The following is a 14728-nucleotide window of genomic DNA, read 5'->3' on the forward strand; positions in this document are numbered from 1 at the left end:
GCTTCTCACTTGAACGCAGCCCGGCGCAAGCGGTCGTTGACGGCCCGGCCTAGCCCGGTTTCGGGGAGCAGTTCGGCTATAATAACATCGACGTTCGACTGATCAAGTGCGCGCAGGGCTGCGAACAGGTTTTTGGCGGCTTCGGAAACGTCGCCCGTAACCGACAGAATCTGCTGGTTCTCCAACGGAATCAGCCGCGTCATGGCATCGAAGGCCAGCACCCCGATGCGCTCGGGTTTGTGGGTCGCCAGCGCCTGCTCCGGGGTTTTGAGAAAAAGCGGTTTGCGGGGCGCATAATGGCTGCTCAACATCCCCGGTGCCTTCGGGTTGGAGGTCGAATGGCTGCGGACCGACACCTTCCCGACAATGGCTTCCAGTTTTTCCAGCGTCATGCCGCCCAGCCGGTACACAATCGGGCCGCCTTCCACAAACCCGATGATGGTCGATTCGATGCCGACTGTGGAGGAGCCGCCATCCAGCACATACGGAATCTGGTCGCCCAACTGATCGGCCACGTGCCGGGCGGTGGTGGGGCTGATGTAGCCGAAGGGGTTGGCACTCGGAGCCGCCAGGGGAAAATCGAGCAAAGCCAGCAGTTTGAGCGCCATTGGATGGTTCGGAATCCGGATCGCCACGTTTTCCAGACCCGAGGTGACGAGATCGGGAATGATCGGTCTTTTGGGCAATAAAATCGTCAGCGGGCCGGGCCAGAACCGCTCCGCGAGCCGACGCGCCGGTTCCGGAATCCGCGTCACGAACGACTCGACCTTATCGATCGAATCGGTATGAACGATGAGCGGATCGAACGAAGGGCGGTTTTTGACCTTGAAGATGTCCAGAACGGCATCCGGATTCAGGGCGTTGCCCGCCAGTCCATACACGGTTTCAGTGGGCAGTCCGATCACCTTCCCCGCTTCCAGGAAGTCTTTTGCCTTCTGAACATCTGTTCCAATTTGTGCCATGCCGCAAAGGTACGATTTTGAAAAAAAATTTTGAATTTCCTGTCCGGTTTCCATTCCTTCGTTCGTCTTAGCGTCAAAAATCAAATAATCACGTTAAACCGCAGTACACAAATGGAAAAATTTATGCTGATCTTCCACGGACAACAAATGGATGAAACCGCCTTTCAGGACTTGTCACCCGAAGACTTTCAGGCCGAAATCGAGAAATGGAACACCTGGATTGGCGGAATTGCCGCTCAGGGGAAGATGATCGGAACCGAAGCATTGTTGCCCGCCGGCAAAGTGCTGACCGACGGTGGCAAAGTGGTCACCGACGGCCCGTTCACGGAAGGCAAGGAAATCGTCGGCGGCTACATGCTTTTAACCGCCGATACCTTCGACGAAGCCATCGAACTGGCGCAAGGCTGCCCCCACTTCGAAACCGGCGGAAAAGTGGAAGTGCGGCAGATTCAGAAATTTGAATAAATGAAATTTCAAATGTAAAATGATGAACGCCAAATGTAAAAGTAGCCGGATACGCCATTCACTTTTACATTTGACGTTCATCATTTTACATTTGAAATTCCTTTAAAAATCCGTGTCTTCTTCCGATTCTTCCCAACTCGTCGCGCACCTTTTCCGGCATGAAGCAGGCCGGATGGTTTCGGTATTGGCGGCTATGCTGGGGTTCGACCGGATTGAGCTGGCGGAGGATATTGTGCAGGATGCGATGGTGCAGGCCCTGCGAAGCTGGCCGTTTCAGGGCATTCCCGAAAACCCCTCGGCCTGGCTCTACCGGGTGGCAAAAAACAAGGCACTGGACGTGGTTCGTCGCGAGAAATTGTTCCGGCAAATCAGCGGAGACTGGGCCAGTGAACGGCAGGAAGAAGAAATGATGGAGCGGTTTTTTTTCGAAGACGAGATCAACGACAGCCAGTTGCGGATGCTGTTTGCCTGCTGTCACCCGTCGCTGCCGTTCGAGTCGCAGGTGGCGATGTGTCTGAAAATTCTCTGCGGGTTGAGCATCCGCGAAATTGCCAACGCTTTTCTGACCAGCGAAGAAAACATCACCAAGCGGATATACCGGGCCAAAGAAAAGATTCGTGCCAACGAAATCCGCCTGGAAGTGCCGACCGGGCCGCAGTTGCCCATCCGCGTGAATGCGGTTTTGAAAAGCATTTATTTGTTGTTTAATGAAGGGTACACCTCGTCGCATCCCGATACGCTCATTCGTCAGGATTTGTGTGAAGAAGCCATGCGCCTGACGCTGCTGCTCACCCAAACACCCCAGACGACCACACCCCCAGCCCACGCTTTGCTGGCGTTGATGTGTTTCCAGGTAGCCCGCTTCGAGGCCCGGACGGATGCAACGGGCGCCATCATTCTCCTGAAGGATCAGGACCGGACGCAATGGAACCGGGAGCTGATTGCGCAGGGAAAACGCCAACTGACGACTTCGGCGGCAGGCCACGAACTCACTGACTACCACCTCGAAGCCGCCATTGCCCTGCAGCATTGTCTGGCACCCACCTACGAACAAACGGACTGGCCGTCCATCCTCCGTTACTACGATTTGCTGCTCGACCGGAAACCCGGCCCCGTTGTGGCGCTGAACCGGGCAGTGGCGCTTGCCGAAGTAGACGGCCCCATGGAGGCCCTGCTGGCGGTTTTACAAATCAAGGAACTGGAGACGAATCAGTATTACCATGCGATTCTGGGTGACCTGTATGCTCAACTCCACCAGACCGACCGCGCCCGCCAGCATTACCAACGAGCCCTGCACCTCACCTTGTCCGGCGCCGAAAAGCAGTTGCTCCGCAAAAAAATCGCTCCGTTGCTGTAGTCTCCCAAACGGTTTTAGCAGTAATGATGGAAGTGGATAGTTGCTTTTCTGTTAAAAAAATGGATATTTAGCCCATTCGGTATTACTTTTAGCAGCGTATTCACGTAATCACTTCAGTGACCTACTCACTAAACCAAAATTCAATGGATGTTCCACAAATAAAAAAGGCAGCGAAAGTTTACGACGTTGTCATTGTTGGCTCGGGAGCCGGGGGCGGAATGGCGGCTTATCAGCTTTCCAAAGCGGGTGCCACGGTTTGTTTGCTCGAAGCCGGCGGGTATTTCGACCCGGCTGATCCTAAGTATATTAACCAGTTAAAATGGGCGTATGAGTCGCCCCGTCGTGGTGCCGGAACAACGCGTGCGTTTGGTGATTTCGATGCGGCCTGGGGCGGTTGGGAAATTGAAGGTGAACCGTATTCGGCCGTCAAAGGCACCGAATTTCACTGGTTCCGTTCCCGGATGCTGGGTGGTCGGACCAACCACTGGGGCCGGATTTCCCTGCGGATGGGTCCCGACGATTTCAAACGGAAAAGCTTGACGGGAATTGGTGAAGACTGGCCACTGAGCTACGAAGACTACGCGCCCTATTATGACAAAGTAGACGACCTGATTGGAGTGTTTGGCTCAAAAGAAGGACTTCGGGATGCGCCCGATGGCCGGTTTTTGCCACCCCCCAAACCGCGTCTGCACGAATTGATGATCAAGAAAGCCGGGAAGAGCATCGGTGTGCCGGTTATTCCCTCACGGCTTTCGATTCTGACCAAACCCATTCATGACCGGGGCGGCTGTTTCTACTGCGCCCAGTGTGGCCGGGCCTGTCAGGCTTATGCCGACTTCTCGTCGTCGTCGGTGTTGTGTATTCCGGCGGTGAAAACCGGTCGGGTTACGCTGATCAATGGCGCGATGGCCCGTGAGGTGATCACCGATCCGAAAACCGGTCTCGCTACCGGCGTGTCCTACGTCGATGTGCCAACCATGACCGAACAGTCGGTGATGGGCAAAGTGGTGGTCCTGGCGGCCAGTACCTGCGAAACGGCGCGTTTGCTGCTCAACTCCAAGTCGGCCCGGTTCCAGAACGGACTCGCCAATTCGAGCGGTGTGGTTGGAAAATACCTCAACGATTCGACGGGTGCTTCACGCGGGGCCTTTATTCCGGCTCTGATGGACCGTAAGCGGTACAACGAAGATGGCGTTGGCGGTGCGCACGTCTATTCACCCTGGTGGCTCGACAACAAAAAACTCGATTTCCCACGCGGCTACCACATCGAATACGGTGGCGGTATGGGCATGCCGATGTATGGTTTTGGCTTTGGCATGGAAGGCCGGAACAGCATTGTGCCGGGTCGCGATGGCAAGCCGAAAGCGGCCGGTGGCTACGGTGCGGATCTGAAAGACGATTTCCGCCGGTTCTACGGAGCCAACATCGGGATGGCCGGTCGGGGCGAACCCGTCCCGCTGGAAAGCAACTACTGCGAAATTGACCCGAACACGGTCGATAAGTATGGGATTCCGACGCTGCGTTTCAACTACAAATGGGGCGAAGCGGAAATCAAGCAGGCCAAACACATGCAGGATACCTTCGAGGAAATCATCCATGCGATGGGCGGTATTGCGCTGGGGAAAAAACCGGGTCCGGAAACCAACTACGGTCTGGAGGCTCCCGGTAAAATTATCCACGAAATCGGCACGGCACGGATGGGGAACGACCCGAAAAACTCGGTGCTGAACAAGTATTCGCAGGCGCACGACGTCAAGAATCTGTTCGTGGTCGATGCGGCCGCTTTCCCGTCGCAGGGCGACAAAAACGTGACGTGGACGATCCTGGCCAACTCCTGGCGGACTTCCGACTACATCATCGATCAGGTCAAACAAAAGAATATCTAATTTATGGTATTCGGTTTACGGTTTTCAGTTTACGGTTGGCTGACGCACACACGAAATGAATGCGTCAGCCAACCGTAAACTGAAAACCGTAAACCGTAAACCCGCATAAATATGAAACGTAGAGATTCTCTCAAAGCCATAACCCTCAGCAGCCTGGGATTTGCCGGTTTGAATCCGCAGATTTCCGCTGCCGAATCCATCATGCCCCCCGATGTCAAACCGGCGAAAATTCCCGGCGGTCGTCAGAAATTTGAAGCGGAGCGTGATGCCAAACTGAATGCCGACAAGTTTTTTACGCCCCACGAACTGAAAACCGTCACCGTGTTGGGAGACATCATCATTCCGGCCGATGCCAAGTCCGGCAGTGCGTCACAGGCCGGAACCCCGGCGTTTATCGAGTTTATGATGAAAGACCAGCCGCAGTGGCAGACGCCGATGCGCGGTGGGCTTCGCTGGCTCGACAACGTCTGTACGAAGCGGTTTGGCAAGAAGTTTGCTGATTGTCTCAAAGCACAGCAAATCGAAATCGTGGACGAGATCGCCTACCCGGGCAAAGCCAAGCCGGAGATGTCGCAGGGTGTCGCTTTTTTCAACATGATGCGCGGGTTTGTCGCCACCGGTTTTTTCACCAGCCAGATGGGCATCAAAGACCTCGGCTACGTCGGCAACACCCCCAACCAGTGGGAAGGTGTTCCGGCCGATGTGTTGAAGCAGTATAATTTAAGCTACGACGAATAAAGAGTCAAAAGTTAAGAGTTAAAAATTACAAATTGGTTTGACGCTTAACGTTTTAACGCAGCAACGTCCCGTTTTAATTTTTAACTCTTAACTTTTAATTCATAACTTACTTTTATGCCTACTCGACGGATTTTTCTGCAACAAACCGGTCTTATTGCTTCTTCACTGGCGTTCTCGCCCTTGACCATTGCGCAGTCGCCCAAAAAAGACCGCCTGGGAGTAGCACTGGTGGGACTGGGCTATTACAGCACGGACTTGATCGCGCCGGCTTTGCAACTGACCAAAAATTGTTACCTGGCCGGTATTGTTACCGGAACTCCCTCGAAAGCCGAGACCTGGGCCAAGAAGTACAACATTCCCGAAAAGAATGTGTACAACTACCAAAACTTCGACAAAATTGCCGACAACCCCGACATCGATGTTGTCTATGTAATTCTGCCCCCGTCCATGCACCGCGAGTATGTGATCCGGGCGGCCAAAGCGGGCAAACACGTCTGGGTGGAAAAACCGATGGCCATGACGGAGAAGGAGTGCCAGGACATGATCAACGCCTGCAAGCAGAACAAACGCTCGCTGGCCGTTGGCTATCGTCTACAGCACGAACCGAATACGCAGGAATACATCAAGTTTTTGCGTGACGGCAAAATCGGCAAGATTAAAATGGTGAGTTGTTCGGCGGGGTACAACGACAACCGCACCACGCACTGGAAGCAGAAAAAGGAAATGGGCGGGGGCGTGATGTACGACATGGGCGTTTACGTGTTGCAGGGTGCGCGGCTGGCAACGGGCGAAGAACCGATTTCGGTTACCGCCCAGCAGTATACGACCCGGCCCGAAATCTACAAAAACGGACTGGACGAGACCACGATGGCCCAACTCGTGTTTCCGAGCGGGGCGCGGGCGGCTGTTCAGACCAGCTTCGGGATCAATATGAATTTCCTGCACGTGACGGGTGAGAAAGGATTTCTGAAAATGGAACCGTATTCGGCCTACAACGGTCAGACGGGCGAAGCATCGGGCGGGGTAAAAATCAAGCATCCCTACGACGTTCCCCGCCAGCAGGCCATGCAGATGGACGACGATGCCGATGCCATCATGAACAACAAACCGTTGATTGCTCCCGGCGAAGAAGGACTGCGCGACATCCGGATTGTGGAAGCGATTTATCGGGCGGCCAAATCCGGCCAATCGGTGAAGTTGACCTAGTGTAAACCACCCGACCGATGAATCTCGCAAAAGCCGTAACGCATCGTTCCGGGATTCTCTTCCTTGTACTTTTTCTTTTTATTTCTTGCTTCTGCCTCGCCCAGCCGGATCAGTGTACGCCCACCGCCGGTCAGTTTACGGGTGCGCTTCAGATCAGTCCCGGTATCGGTTGCCTGCCTTTGAAAATTACGGCCACGAGCGGCCTCCGAAATGTGACGAATGTTCGGTATGTATATGATTATCAGGGAGGAGCAGTGAAAGATTCCGACTTGATTCGGGACACGGTTTTTACGTATCAAAAGCCCGGACTATTCCGGGTTTTGCAATATTCGGAACAGGATGGACGCCAGCTTCGGGCGTGCGCCATTGTTCAGGTGTATGACACGCTGCCGCCCGAACTGGTGGTGACGGGCTGTCAAATGCGGGTGATGGTCACGATTCCGAAGTCAGTGGAGTATCAATATGACTGGTACCGGGTCGATTGGGGCGATGGGACGCAGGAGCAGCTCGGTGGTGTTTCTCCCGTGGGGGTTCATACTTACTCCAGTGAAAGTCAGCGGTCTATTTCCGTTCGGGGCGTGCATCTCTACGGCAATTGTGGCGGCACAACCCGGGTTTCTTTCCGGCCCGATACGAAAGCCATGACGCCCGTCATCGATCAGGTGCGGGCCGTCGGTGCCCAGGCAATCGACCTGACCATCAGCAATCCCGGTGGAAACCGCTTCCGAATTGAACAGCGGTCGCCCGGCGGAACCTACGTCCAAACCAGCCAACGTTCTGACGCGGTGAATGCAACGGTCAGGCTGATAGCGGATACGACAATGGCGGTTTGTTTTCGACTTGTTCTCGCAGATACCTGCTTACAGGCTGCACCTTCTGCCGAGGTGTGTTATACGCCCCCCAAACCGCCCGAACCCGCACCGGTTCCCGACTCGACGGTTTTCTTGCCCGACGCTTTCAGCCCCAACGCCGACGGCATCAACGACCACTGGCAGCTTCAGGGGCTGTTGGGCGGAAAGGCAACGCTGACGATTTTCAATCGCTGGGGCGAAGTGGTCTTTTCAACGGATGATGCCCTGACCGGTTGGGATGGTAAACAACAGGGAAAAACCGTTCCGCCGGGAACCTACTCGTATCGGCTGGATCAGGAAAAACCGGATGGCAGGCGGTTTCAAAAACGGGGCGTCGTGGTGTTAGTGCCGTAACGATTGGGTTCTTTCCAGACCGATGCTCGTTGGCAAACCGTCGAGACTCGTCAGATTTTTTTCGGTAACGTAGTCCTCAAGTCCTTTCTTGCCGGTTTTTTCAGCCCACTCAAAGTGGATGTCGCGCTCGCCAACGTAATCGAACAACGGGACGCCAAACCCGCAGGAGGTTTGCACCAGGTCGATGTCGGCCAAAATAAGCTGCCGGGTACTCGGATAAATTGTGAAATTCGGGGCATACATGGCCCATTCGTCCGAACCGGGCAAAACCGTTCGCCCTTTGCCATACAGCCGCAAAATCAGGGGTGGGCCTTCAAACGAGCAGAACATGATCGTAATGCGACCGTTTTCCAACGTGTGCGCCGAGGTTTCGTTGCCACTGCTGATTAGGTCCATGTAGCCCACCTGCTTGTCCGACAATACCCGGAAACAGTCCAGTCCTTTGGGCGAGAGATTGACGCGACCATCCCCACGCAGCGGGGCGGTGCTGACGAAAAAAATATGCTGTTTTTTGATGAAAGTCTGGTGGGGAGACTTGATAACATCGTGAAATTTTCCCATAAAGTTCGTGCAAATGACGGAGCGTAAATATACCAAAAAACGGTTATTGCCCCGCCTGTTCCAACTGCCGGAGGTTATTCTTCGCTTCTTCGTAATCCGGTTTCAGCGCCACCGCCCGGCGAATGTCTGCCAGGGCGCCCGGTCGGTCGCCGAGGTAAAACCGGTCGACACCCCGGTTGTGCAGGGCCGTCGGATCGTTGGGTTTGTAGCGCAGATACCGTTCGTAATCAGACAGTGATTCCTGGTATTTTTTGAGTTGCAGGTACGTAAAACCGCGCGCTGTCAGTACCACCGAATCTTTGCCGGGTGCCAGCGTCAGGGCTTTGTTGAAGTCACGCAGGGCGTCCTGGAAACGGCTGGTTTTGTTGTAGGTTAACCCCCGGTTGTAATACACATCGCTCTTGGTCGAATCCATCCGGATGGCCTGGTTATACATTTCCAGCGCCTTCGGAAAATCATTTTTCAAACCGTAGGCATTGCCCAGCCCTTCGTAGCAATGGTAGCGGTTGCTGCCGTTCTCCATGGCGGCCTTGAACTGCTGCATGGCTTCGTCGATGCGGTTATTTTTGCCGTAATAATCGCCCAGGCCTTCGCGCATCTGATCGTTATCGGGATAATACTGGAGGGCATTGAGCCAGAGCGTTTCGGTGTTTTTCCAGACTTTTACCTGTTGAATCGTTCGGTAAAAACACAGGGCGGTAAAGACACCTAAACCGATGGTGGCCAATCGGAGCCGGGAAGGGTTCTGGCCAGTCAGTAAATACAAGCCGTAAACTACCAGGAAGATCAGGCCAAAGTAGGAGAGATAGCTGTACCGGTCGGCCATGATGGCGGCTCCGACGGTCATGAATTGCAATACCAGAAAAATAGTAATCAGGAAAAAACCGATACCAAAAACCACCAGCCGCTGCCGCTCGGTTTTGGCGGTCAGCAGCTGCCAGACGGCGTAACCAACCACCAGCAGCAAAGCTACCGGCCCCAGCCAGTGCTGGAGCTCGATGTTCCGAACGTTTTCGGGATACGGATAAAAAGCTGACAGACGGAAGGGGGCGACGAGTTTGATCAGGTACATCAGAAAACCGTAGCTGCCGTAGACCAGCCAGCGGGCGGCAAAGGGTTCCTGGCCGACGGCGTCTTTTTTCTCCGCAATCCGAAGCAGCCAGCCGTGAAAATCACCGCCAGCCTGTACGTTGGTTGCCACCAGACCCACGAAAACCGCTACCAGCAGAAAGGGGAATTTTTCAACTAGAACCGCCGGTTTAAACGTCTTTTTAAGAGGCTGATCGCCCGCATTCCAATAGTCGATCAACAGCAGCACAAAAGGCAGCACGACGGCCATCGCTTTGGTAATACATGATGCTACAAACAAAGAAAAGGTGAAAAGTAACCAGATTATTGCCCCTGATTTCCGATAGCGAAGGTAAGTCATACAGGCCAACAGGAAGAAAAAGGTGTAGAGAACATCCTTTCGTTCCGACACCCAGATGACCGATTCGACGTGCATCGGATGCAGCCCCCATAGGGCGGCCACGAAGAGCGCAACCCACTGATTTTTATGACTTAGTTGATACGCAAAACCAAAAATCAGGAACGTGTTGAGAAGATGGATTGCCGTATTGGTAACAATAAACGACGTGGCTTCCGGGCCGAATAAAGCTGAATTAGCGGCCAGTGACAGCATCGTTAACGGATGGTAATTCAGCGCAACCACCGACTTTAGCAAGGTGCGGACGTGATCGGCGGTGGGTTCCAGAACATACGGATTTCCGAAAACATATTCCGAATCATCCCAGTCTACAAACCCGTTGCTGAACCCGAAAGCGTAGGCAATAAAAACCGTCAGCAGCAGCAGCGGGAGCCAGAGGTAGATTTGATAGCCATTTTTCGCCAGCACGGGCGGTGCTGGTTGAGCCGGTTTTAAAGGAGAAGAGGCAGGTATCGCCTGAGGACGCGACGGGTTCGTCCGTTGTCCGGTCGGTTTTGGTTTGGCCATGGCAGGATTCAGAGTTCGGTTGAATTGCCACAAAATATATACCATAAAAAAGCCCCGCAATTTGTCTGGCGGGGCTTTTTTATGGAAATAGCAGTTTATTCTTTGACCACTTTCGCTATTTTTCCTCGCTGATCTTTCAGTTTGGGGCGTGTTACGCCGTACGAACCGCGCCAGATTTTTCCGCGCTTGGTTTTAACATCTCCTTTTCCCATGTTCAAAAATTTATGTGTACAGACTTAAGAGATCATGATTGACGACATTCGTCAACAAGAAATCATAGTTAATCATTTAATCGCACAATTCAAAGCCCAAGCTTTACGAACTTACCTCATGCCGTCAGCGGAAGGAGTTTTTCCGGAAGAATGGCCAGGCCAATCCCTCATATTTCCAAACATCTGCCTCCTGATCGGGTTATCCTGCAAACAAAAACGCAAAAAAATACAGGTATGGCAAATACAGGAACACCGGTTTCGGGACAGTCCGGAATCGGACCACTCGAACCGGAAGTAAGCGGATCGAGCCGGATCAATGTAGGAGAAGAGGAGCGGGTTTGGTCGACCGCCGGGGGAGCCCTTCTGGTCGCCTTTGGCCTCAAAGGGGGATCATTGAGCGGATTGTTGCTGGCTGCAGCAGGCGGTTACCTAGCCTACCGGGGGTTATCGGGTCATTGTCCCGTGAGTGAAGCCGTGGGTCGCAACACGGCGCAGGGCGAAGCGATGGCGGTGAAACCCATCGAGATTTCGGCCGGCATGACCATCTACAAGCCCCGTGAAGAGGTGTATCAGTTCTGGCGGAAACTGGAGAATCTGCCCCGGTTTATGTCTCATCTGAAAGAAGTCCGTCAACTGGATTCGACGCATTCGCACTGGATTGCCCAGGCTTCGTCGTCTGGAGGTGCCGTGGCCGAAGCCATTGGAACCCTGGAATGGGATGCGCAGCTTATCCACGAAACACCCAACGAACGTTTGGTCTGGAAATCCGTAGAAGGGGCCCGGGTCGACAATGCGGGCGAGGTGCGGTTTCGGGATTCGGCAGACGGTTTTGGGACCGAAATTCTGGCCACGATCCACTACCGGCCACCCGTGGGACAGATCGGCAGCGCACTGATGAAGCTCTTTAACCCGACGTTCTCACAGATGATCGAAAAAGATCTCTACCGGTTTAAAGAAATTATGGAGAAAGATGATGTGGAAGCCGCGCTGAATCAGCCGACCGAATTACCATCGGGAAGCGCACAGCTTTGATTCAACAAATGCCTTGTTCTTTAGTCAAGTAGGAATGTTAAATGAAAAATGATGAATGTCAAATGTAAAAGTGTGGACAAGTGAGCCACTTTTGCATTTGACATTCATCATTTTTCATTTAACATTTTTTTAACTATTCAATAGGGGGAAGGCTTCAATTGGCTGTCATAGGGTCGAACAGTAAATGACAACGACCTGATGGACTTGCAACAACTGGAGCACGAACTGCTCCCCCTAACAGCCTATGCCGCTCCGGTGGTGTTTGGCTCCGTACTTTTGGAGTTCTGGCTGACCCGCCACGACGAGGAACACCGGTATCAAAGCCGTGATTTCTGGTCGTCGGTGGGCATTGGGGCCGGAAGTCTGCTGATCAATGCCATTTTGAAAACCAGCGTTTTCGGGATGGCATTGTTTTTCTACCACCTCACGCCCTGGCGGCTCGAAACCCGGTGGTGGACCTGGCTGCTGGCCTACGCGCTGATCGATTTCTGCAATTACACCGCGCACTGGATCGCCCACAAACAACGCGTCTGGTGGGCTACGCACGTTACGCACCATTCGTCCGAGCACCTGAATTTCTCGACGGCTTTCCGCAATTCGTGGACCCAGCATTTGAAATTGGTGTTTTTTATACCGGCCTGGGTGTCAGGCATTAATCCGGTGGTTATCCTGACCTGCTACCAGATCGATTTGTTGTATCAGTTCTGGATTCATACCGAAATGATCGGCAAGTTGCCACGCTGGTTTGAATTTTTCTTCGTGACGCCTTCCCATCACCGGGTTCACCACGGCAGCAACGACCGCTACCTCGACAAAAATTTTGGTTCATCGCTCATCATCTGGGACCGCCTGTTCGGAACCTTTCAGGAAGAAGACGAAGCGCCGGTCTACGGCCTGACCAAACCGGTAGAATCGTTTAACCCGGTGTATCTGAACTTCCACGTCTGGGTCGAGATTGGCCGCGACCTGCGAAGGGCAAAATCCGCCCGCGAGGTGTTCAACATTCTTTTTGGCCCCCCAGTTTAAGGTCAGGCGTCAGATACGCGTCCAACGCATTTGTTTTTGCCTGGGGCACTGCGGGGGAATTATGTGAAAGCCGGGATCGTTGTTCCGGTATGAAACGTTCCAAACCGGCACTTGAGCTTAGAGAAACAGACCTGGACCGCATTGTCGAAATGGCGTGGGAAGACCGCACGCCCTTTGATGCCATCGAAGCTCAGTTTGGGCTGTCGGAACAGGAAGTGATCGATGTCATGCGCCGGCAACTGAAACCGGCCTCGTGGCGAAAGTGGCGCGCTCGGGTTCAGGGTCGGGCTACCAAACACGCGGCTTTGTCGGCGGAGGAAGATGCCCGGTTTAAATCGAACCAGCAGCGGACGGTGACCCACAACCGGATTTCCAAGCGAGTCTAAACTCCTTTTTTGTATTTTGTTGTACCGGGTACCTGACCCACTTGCTATCCATTTTTGTGTTGACGGAGAATAAAGCTGCGTTACAAGCCCAGCGACTTCAAAAAACCGTCCCGGTAATTACTGCCAATTGGGATTTCATTTTTGCCAATAAAAATCCGGTTTCCTTCGATGTGCGTGATCTTCGATTTGTTGATAAGGAAAGAGCGATGAACCCTGAGAAACCGGGATTTGGGTAGCAATTCTTCGAGACTGGAGAAGGTCATACCGGGCAGAATCGTGTTTTGCATCGTTATAATTTTGGTGTAATTGCCGCTGGCTTCCGCGTATAACAAATCAGAATAGAAGATTTTGTAAATTTTTCCGTCAGTTTTTACAAATAGATAATCTTCGGTGTTTTTCTCCGTTATTTCTTGAATACTTACAGGATTAGGCTGTAATCGTTCCAGCGCTTTGTCAACCGCAACCATGAACCGTTCCAGCGAAAATGGTTTTAATAAATAGTCAATGGCCGATAAGTCGAAGGCATCTACCGCGTATTCTTTGTAGGCGGTTGTGAAGATAACCTGCGGCTGATTCCTGAGCGTTTTCAAAAAAGAAATCCCGTTCAAAACCGGCATATTAATGTCCAGAAAGAGTAGGTCGATGGGCTGTTTTTGAAGTTCCGCTTTAGCTTCCAGCGCATTGCTGCAGGACGCTACGACTTTCAAATTCGGGAAATGACTGCAATAGGTCTGGATGATGTCCCGGGCAATAGGTTCGTCATCCACGATCAAACAGTGGATTGGGTTCATTTTACTTTCAGTTGTAACATGACCTGATAAAATCCGCCTTCGTTCTGTATGGTGAGTTCGTAGGCGTTTGGGTACAGCAAATCCAGTCTTTTCTTCACATTTGCCAACCCCAAACCGCTGTTTTTTTCCAGAAAACCGCTCTCACCAGACGTTGCACCATGTGAATTCTTTACGGCAAACAGAATTGAATTTCCCCAGGTTTTCAGGTGAATATCAATCGAAATATACGGTTCGGTCGTGTTTTTGGAATGCTTGAAAGCATTTTCAATAAACACGATGAGCAACATCGGCGCAATTTTTAGATCGGCATGGGTCAGATCCTCCACCGAAGTCGTGAGTGTAAGCCGGTCGCCAATGCGAATTTTCTCGAAATCGATGTAGTTGTTGATGTAGGACAGTTCGTCCCGCAAGGGGACGAACAATTCCTTTGCATCATACACCGAATACCGGAGCAAATCAGAAAGCTTTAACAATAGCGTGGGAATTTTCTCGTGTTGGGAAATCGAAATTCCATATAAATTATTCAGGGTATTAAATAGAAAATGAGGACTTAACTGAGACTGGAGCAAATGCAGTTCGCTCTGGCTCTGTTCGGCCACCGCTTTCGATTCCTGAAGCTGATTTTCAACGGTTATTCGCCCCAGTTTGATGAGCATTCCAATGGCAATACTCATCAGGAATAGCGGCAGATAAAACAATATTAAATTAAGGAAGATCCGGGTTTCTTTGAGCGGAAAATCGGCGTGAAAAAAAATCCAGCAAAGGCAAAGTATACTGAGCAAGGATAAGTTAAGAAAAAGGCGGAACGGTATTTTTTTTGACACCCACATTAAAGAAACATACCGACCGATATAAATGCCTCCTAAAAAGAAAATCGTGGCGGCTAAAGCCGCTTCTTCATCATCCCG

At 52.4% G+C, this 14728-nt stretch carries 15 protein-coding genes; 9 read left to right on the top strand and 6 right to left on the bottom strand.

Annotated features, from left to right (window positions below):
• Positions 1–5: 5 nt before the first annotated feature.
• Positions 6–962, bottom strand: a complete 957-nt coding sequence (locus F0P93_RS01285) for an L-threonylcarbamoyladenylate synthase (protein WP_150874572.1) — start codon at positions 960–962, stop codon at positions 6–8.
• 111 nt (positions 963–1073) lie between these two features.
• On the opposite strand from F0P93_RS01285, the gene F0P93_RS01290 reads away from it, so the two are divergent.
• The 6 genes from F0P93_RS01290 (at position 1074) to F0P93_RS01315 (ending at position 7819) form a co-directional block, all read left to right on the top strand.
• On the top strand, positions 1074–1427 hold the full coding sequence (locus F0P93_RS01290) for a YciI family protein (protein WP_150874573.1): 354 nt from the start codon (positions 1074–1076) through the stop codon (positions 1425–1427).
• A gap of 112 nt (positions 1428–1539) precedes the next feature.
• On the top strand, positions 1540–2784 hold the full coding sequence (locus tag F0P93_RS01295) for an RNA polymerase sigma factor (protein WP_225309325.1): 1245 nt from the start codon (positions 1540–1542) through the stop codon (positions 2782–2784).
• Between the two features lie 143 nt (positions 2785–2927).
• Complete coding sequence (locus tag F0P93_RS01300) at positions 2928–4670, top strand: GMC oxidoreductase (protein WP_150874574.1); 1743 nt, start codon at positions 2928–2930, stop codon at positions 4668–4670.
• 111 nt (positions 4671–4781) lie between these two features.
• Positions 4782–5408 (top strand): gluconate 2-dehydrogenase subunit 3 family protein, encoded by a 627-nt coding sequence (locus tag F0P93_RS01305; RefSeq protein WP_150874575.1) that lies wholly within the window; start codon positions 4782–4784, stop codon positions 5406–5408.
• 114 nt (positions 5409–5522) lie between these two features.
• Entirely contained in the window at positions 5523–6614 is a 1092-nt protein-coding gene (locus F0P93_RS01310) for a Gfo/Idh/MocA family protein (protein ID WP_150874576.1), read from the top strand.
• A 17-nt stretch (positions 6615–6631) separates the two neighbouring features.
• Positions 6632–7819, top strand: a complete 1188-nt coding sequence (locus F0P93_RS01315; RefSeq protein WP_150874577.1) for a T9SS type B sorting domain-containing protein — start codon at positions 6632–6634, stop codon at positions 7817–7819.
• Here F0P93_RS01315 and F0P93_RS01320 read toward each other — a convergent pair.
• The 3 genes from F0P93_RS01320 to F0P93_RS01330 all read right to left on the bottom strand — a co-directional run bounded on the left by F0P93_RS01320 (position 7808) and on the right by F0P93_RS01330 (position 10585).
• Positions 7808–8380 (bottom strand): pyridoxamine 5'-phosphate oxidase family protein, encoded by a 573-nt coding sequence (locus F0P93_RS01320; protein ID WP_150874578.1) that lies wholly within the window; start codon positions 8378–8380, stop codon positions 7808–7810. The genes F0P93_RS01315 and F0P93_RS01320 overlap by 12 nt on opposite strands.
• A gap of 43 nt (positions 8381–8423) precedes the next feature.
• A complete protein-coding gene (locus F0P93_RS01325; protein ID WP_191908704.1) occupies positions 8424–10373 on the bottom strand; it encodes a tetratricopeptide repeat protein in 1950 nt (649 codons plus the stop codon).
• A 95-nt stretch (positions 10374–10468) separates the two neighbouring features.
• On the bottom strand, positions 10469–10585 hold the full coding sequence (locus F0P93_RS01330; RefSeq protein WP_114408947.1) for a 30S ribosomal protein THX: 117 nt from the start codon (positions 10583–10585) through the stop codon (positions 10469–10471).
• Positions 10586–10819: 234 nt separating this feature from the next.
• Here F0P93_RS01330 and F0P93_RS01335 point away from each other — a divergent pair, with 234 nt between their 5' ends.
• From F0P93_RS01335 to F0P93_RS01345, 3 genes are all read left to right on the top strand, one after another.
• On the top strand, positions 10820–11617 hold the full coding sequence (locus F0P93_RS01335) for an SRPBCC family protein (protein WP_150874580.1): 798 nt from the start codon (positions 10820–10822) through the stop codon (positions 11615–11617).
• 198 nt (positions 11618–11815) lie between these two features.
• The gene (locus tag F0P93_RS01340) at positions 11816–12643 is read left to right on the top strand and encodes a sterol desaturase family protein (protein ID WP_150874581.1); all 828 of its coding nucleotides are present in this window, start codon (positions 11816–11818) and stop codon (positions 12641–12643) included.
• An 89-nt stretch (positions 12644–12732) separates the two neighbouring features.
• Positions 12733–13029: a TIGR03643 family protein gene (locus tag F0P93_RS01345; RefSeq protein WP_150874582.1), complete on the top strand. Its 297-nt coding sequence runs from the start codon at positions 12733–12735 to the stop codon at positions 13027–13029.
• 80 nt (positions 13030–13109) lie between these two features.
• On the opposite strand, the gene F0P93_RS01350 is transcribed toward F0P93_RS01345, so the two are convergent.
• Together F0P93_RS01350 and F0P93_RS01355 are read right to left on the bottom strand one after the other, a co-directional pair.
• Positions 13110–13796, bottom strand: a complete 687-nt coding sequence (locus tag F0P93_RS01350; protein WP_229315660.1) for a LytR/AlgR family response regulator transcription factor — start codon at positions 13794–13796, stop codon at positions 13110–13112.
• A 20-nt stretch (positions 13797–13816) separates the two neighbouring features.
• The gene (locus tag F0P93_RS01355) at positions 13817–14494 is read right to left on the bottom strand and encodes a sensor histidine kinase (protein ID WP_191908705.1); all 678 of its coding nucleotides are present in this window, start codon (positions 14492–14494) and stop codon (positions 13817–13819) included.
• Positions 14495–14728: the final 234 nt, after the last annotated feature.

This window comes from Larkinella humicola (assembly GCF_008727875.1).
Taxonomy (GTDB): Bacteria; Bacteroidota; Bacteroidia; order Cytophagales; family Spirosomataceae; genus Larkinella; species Larkinella humicola.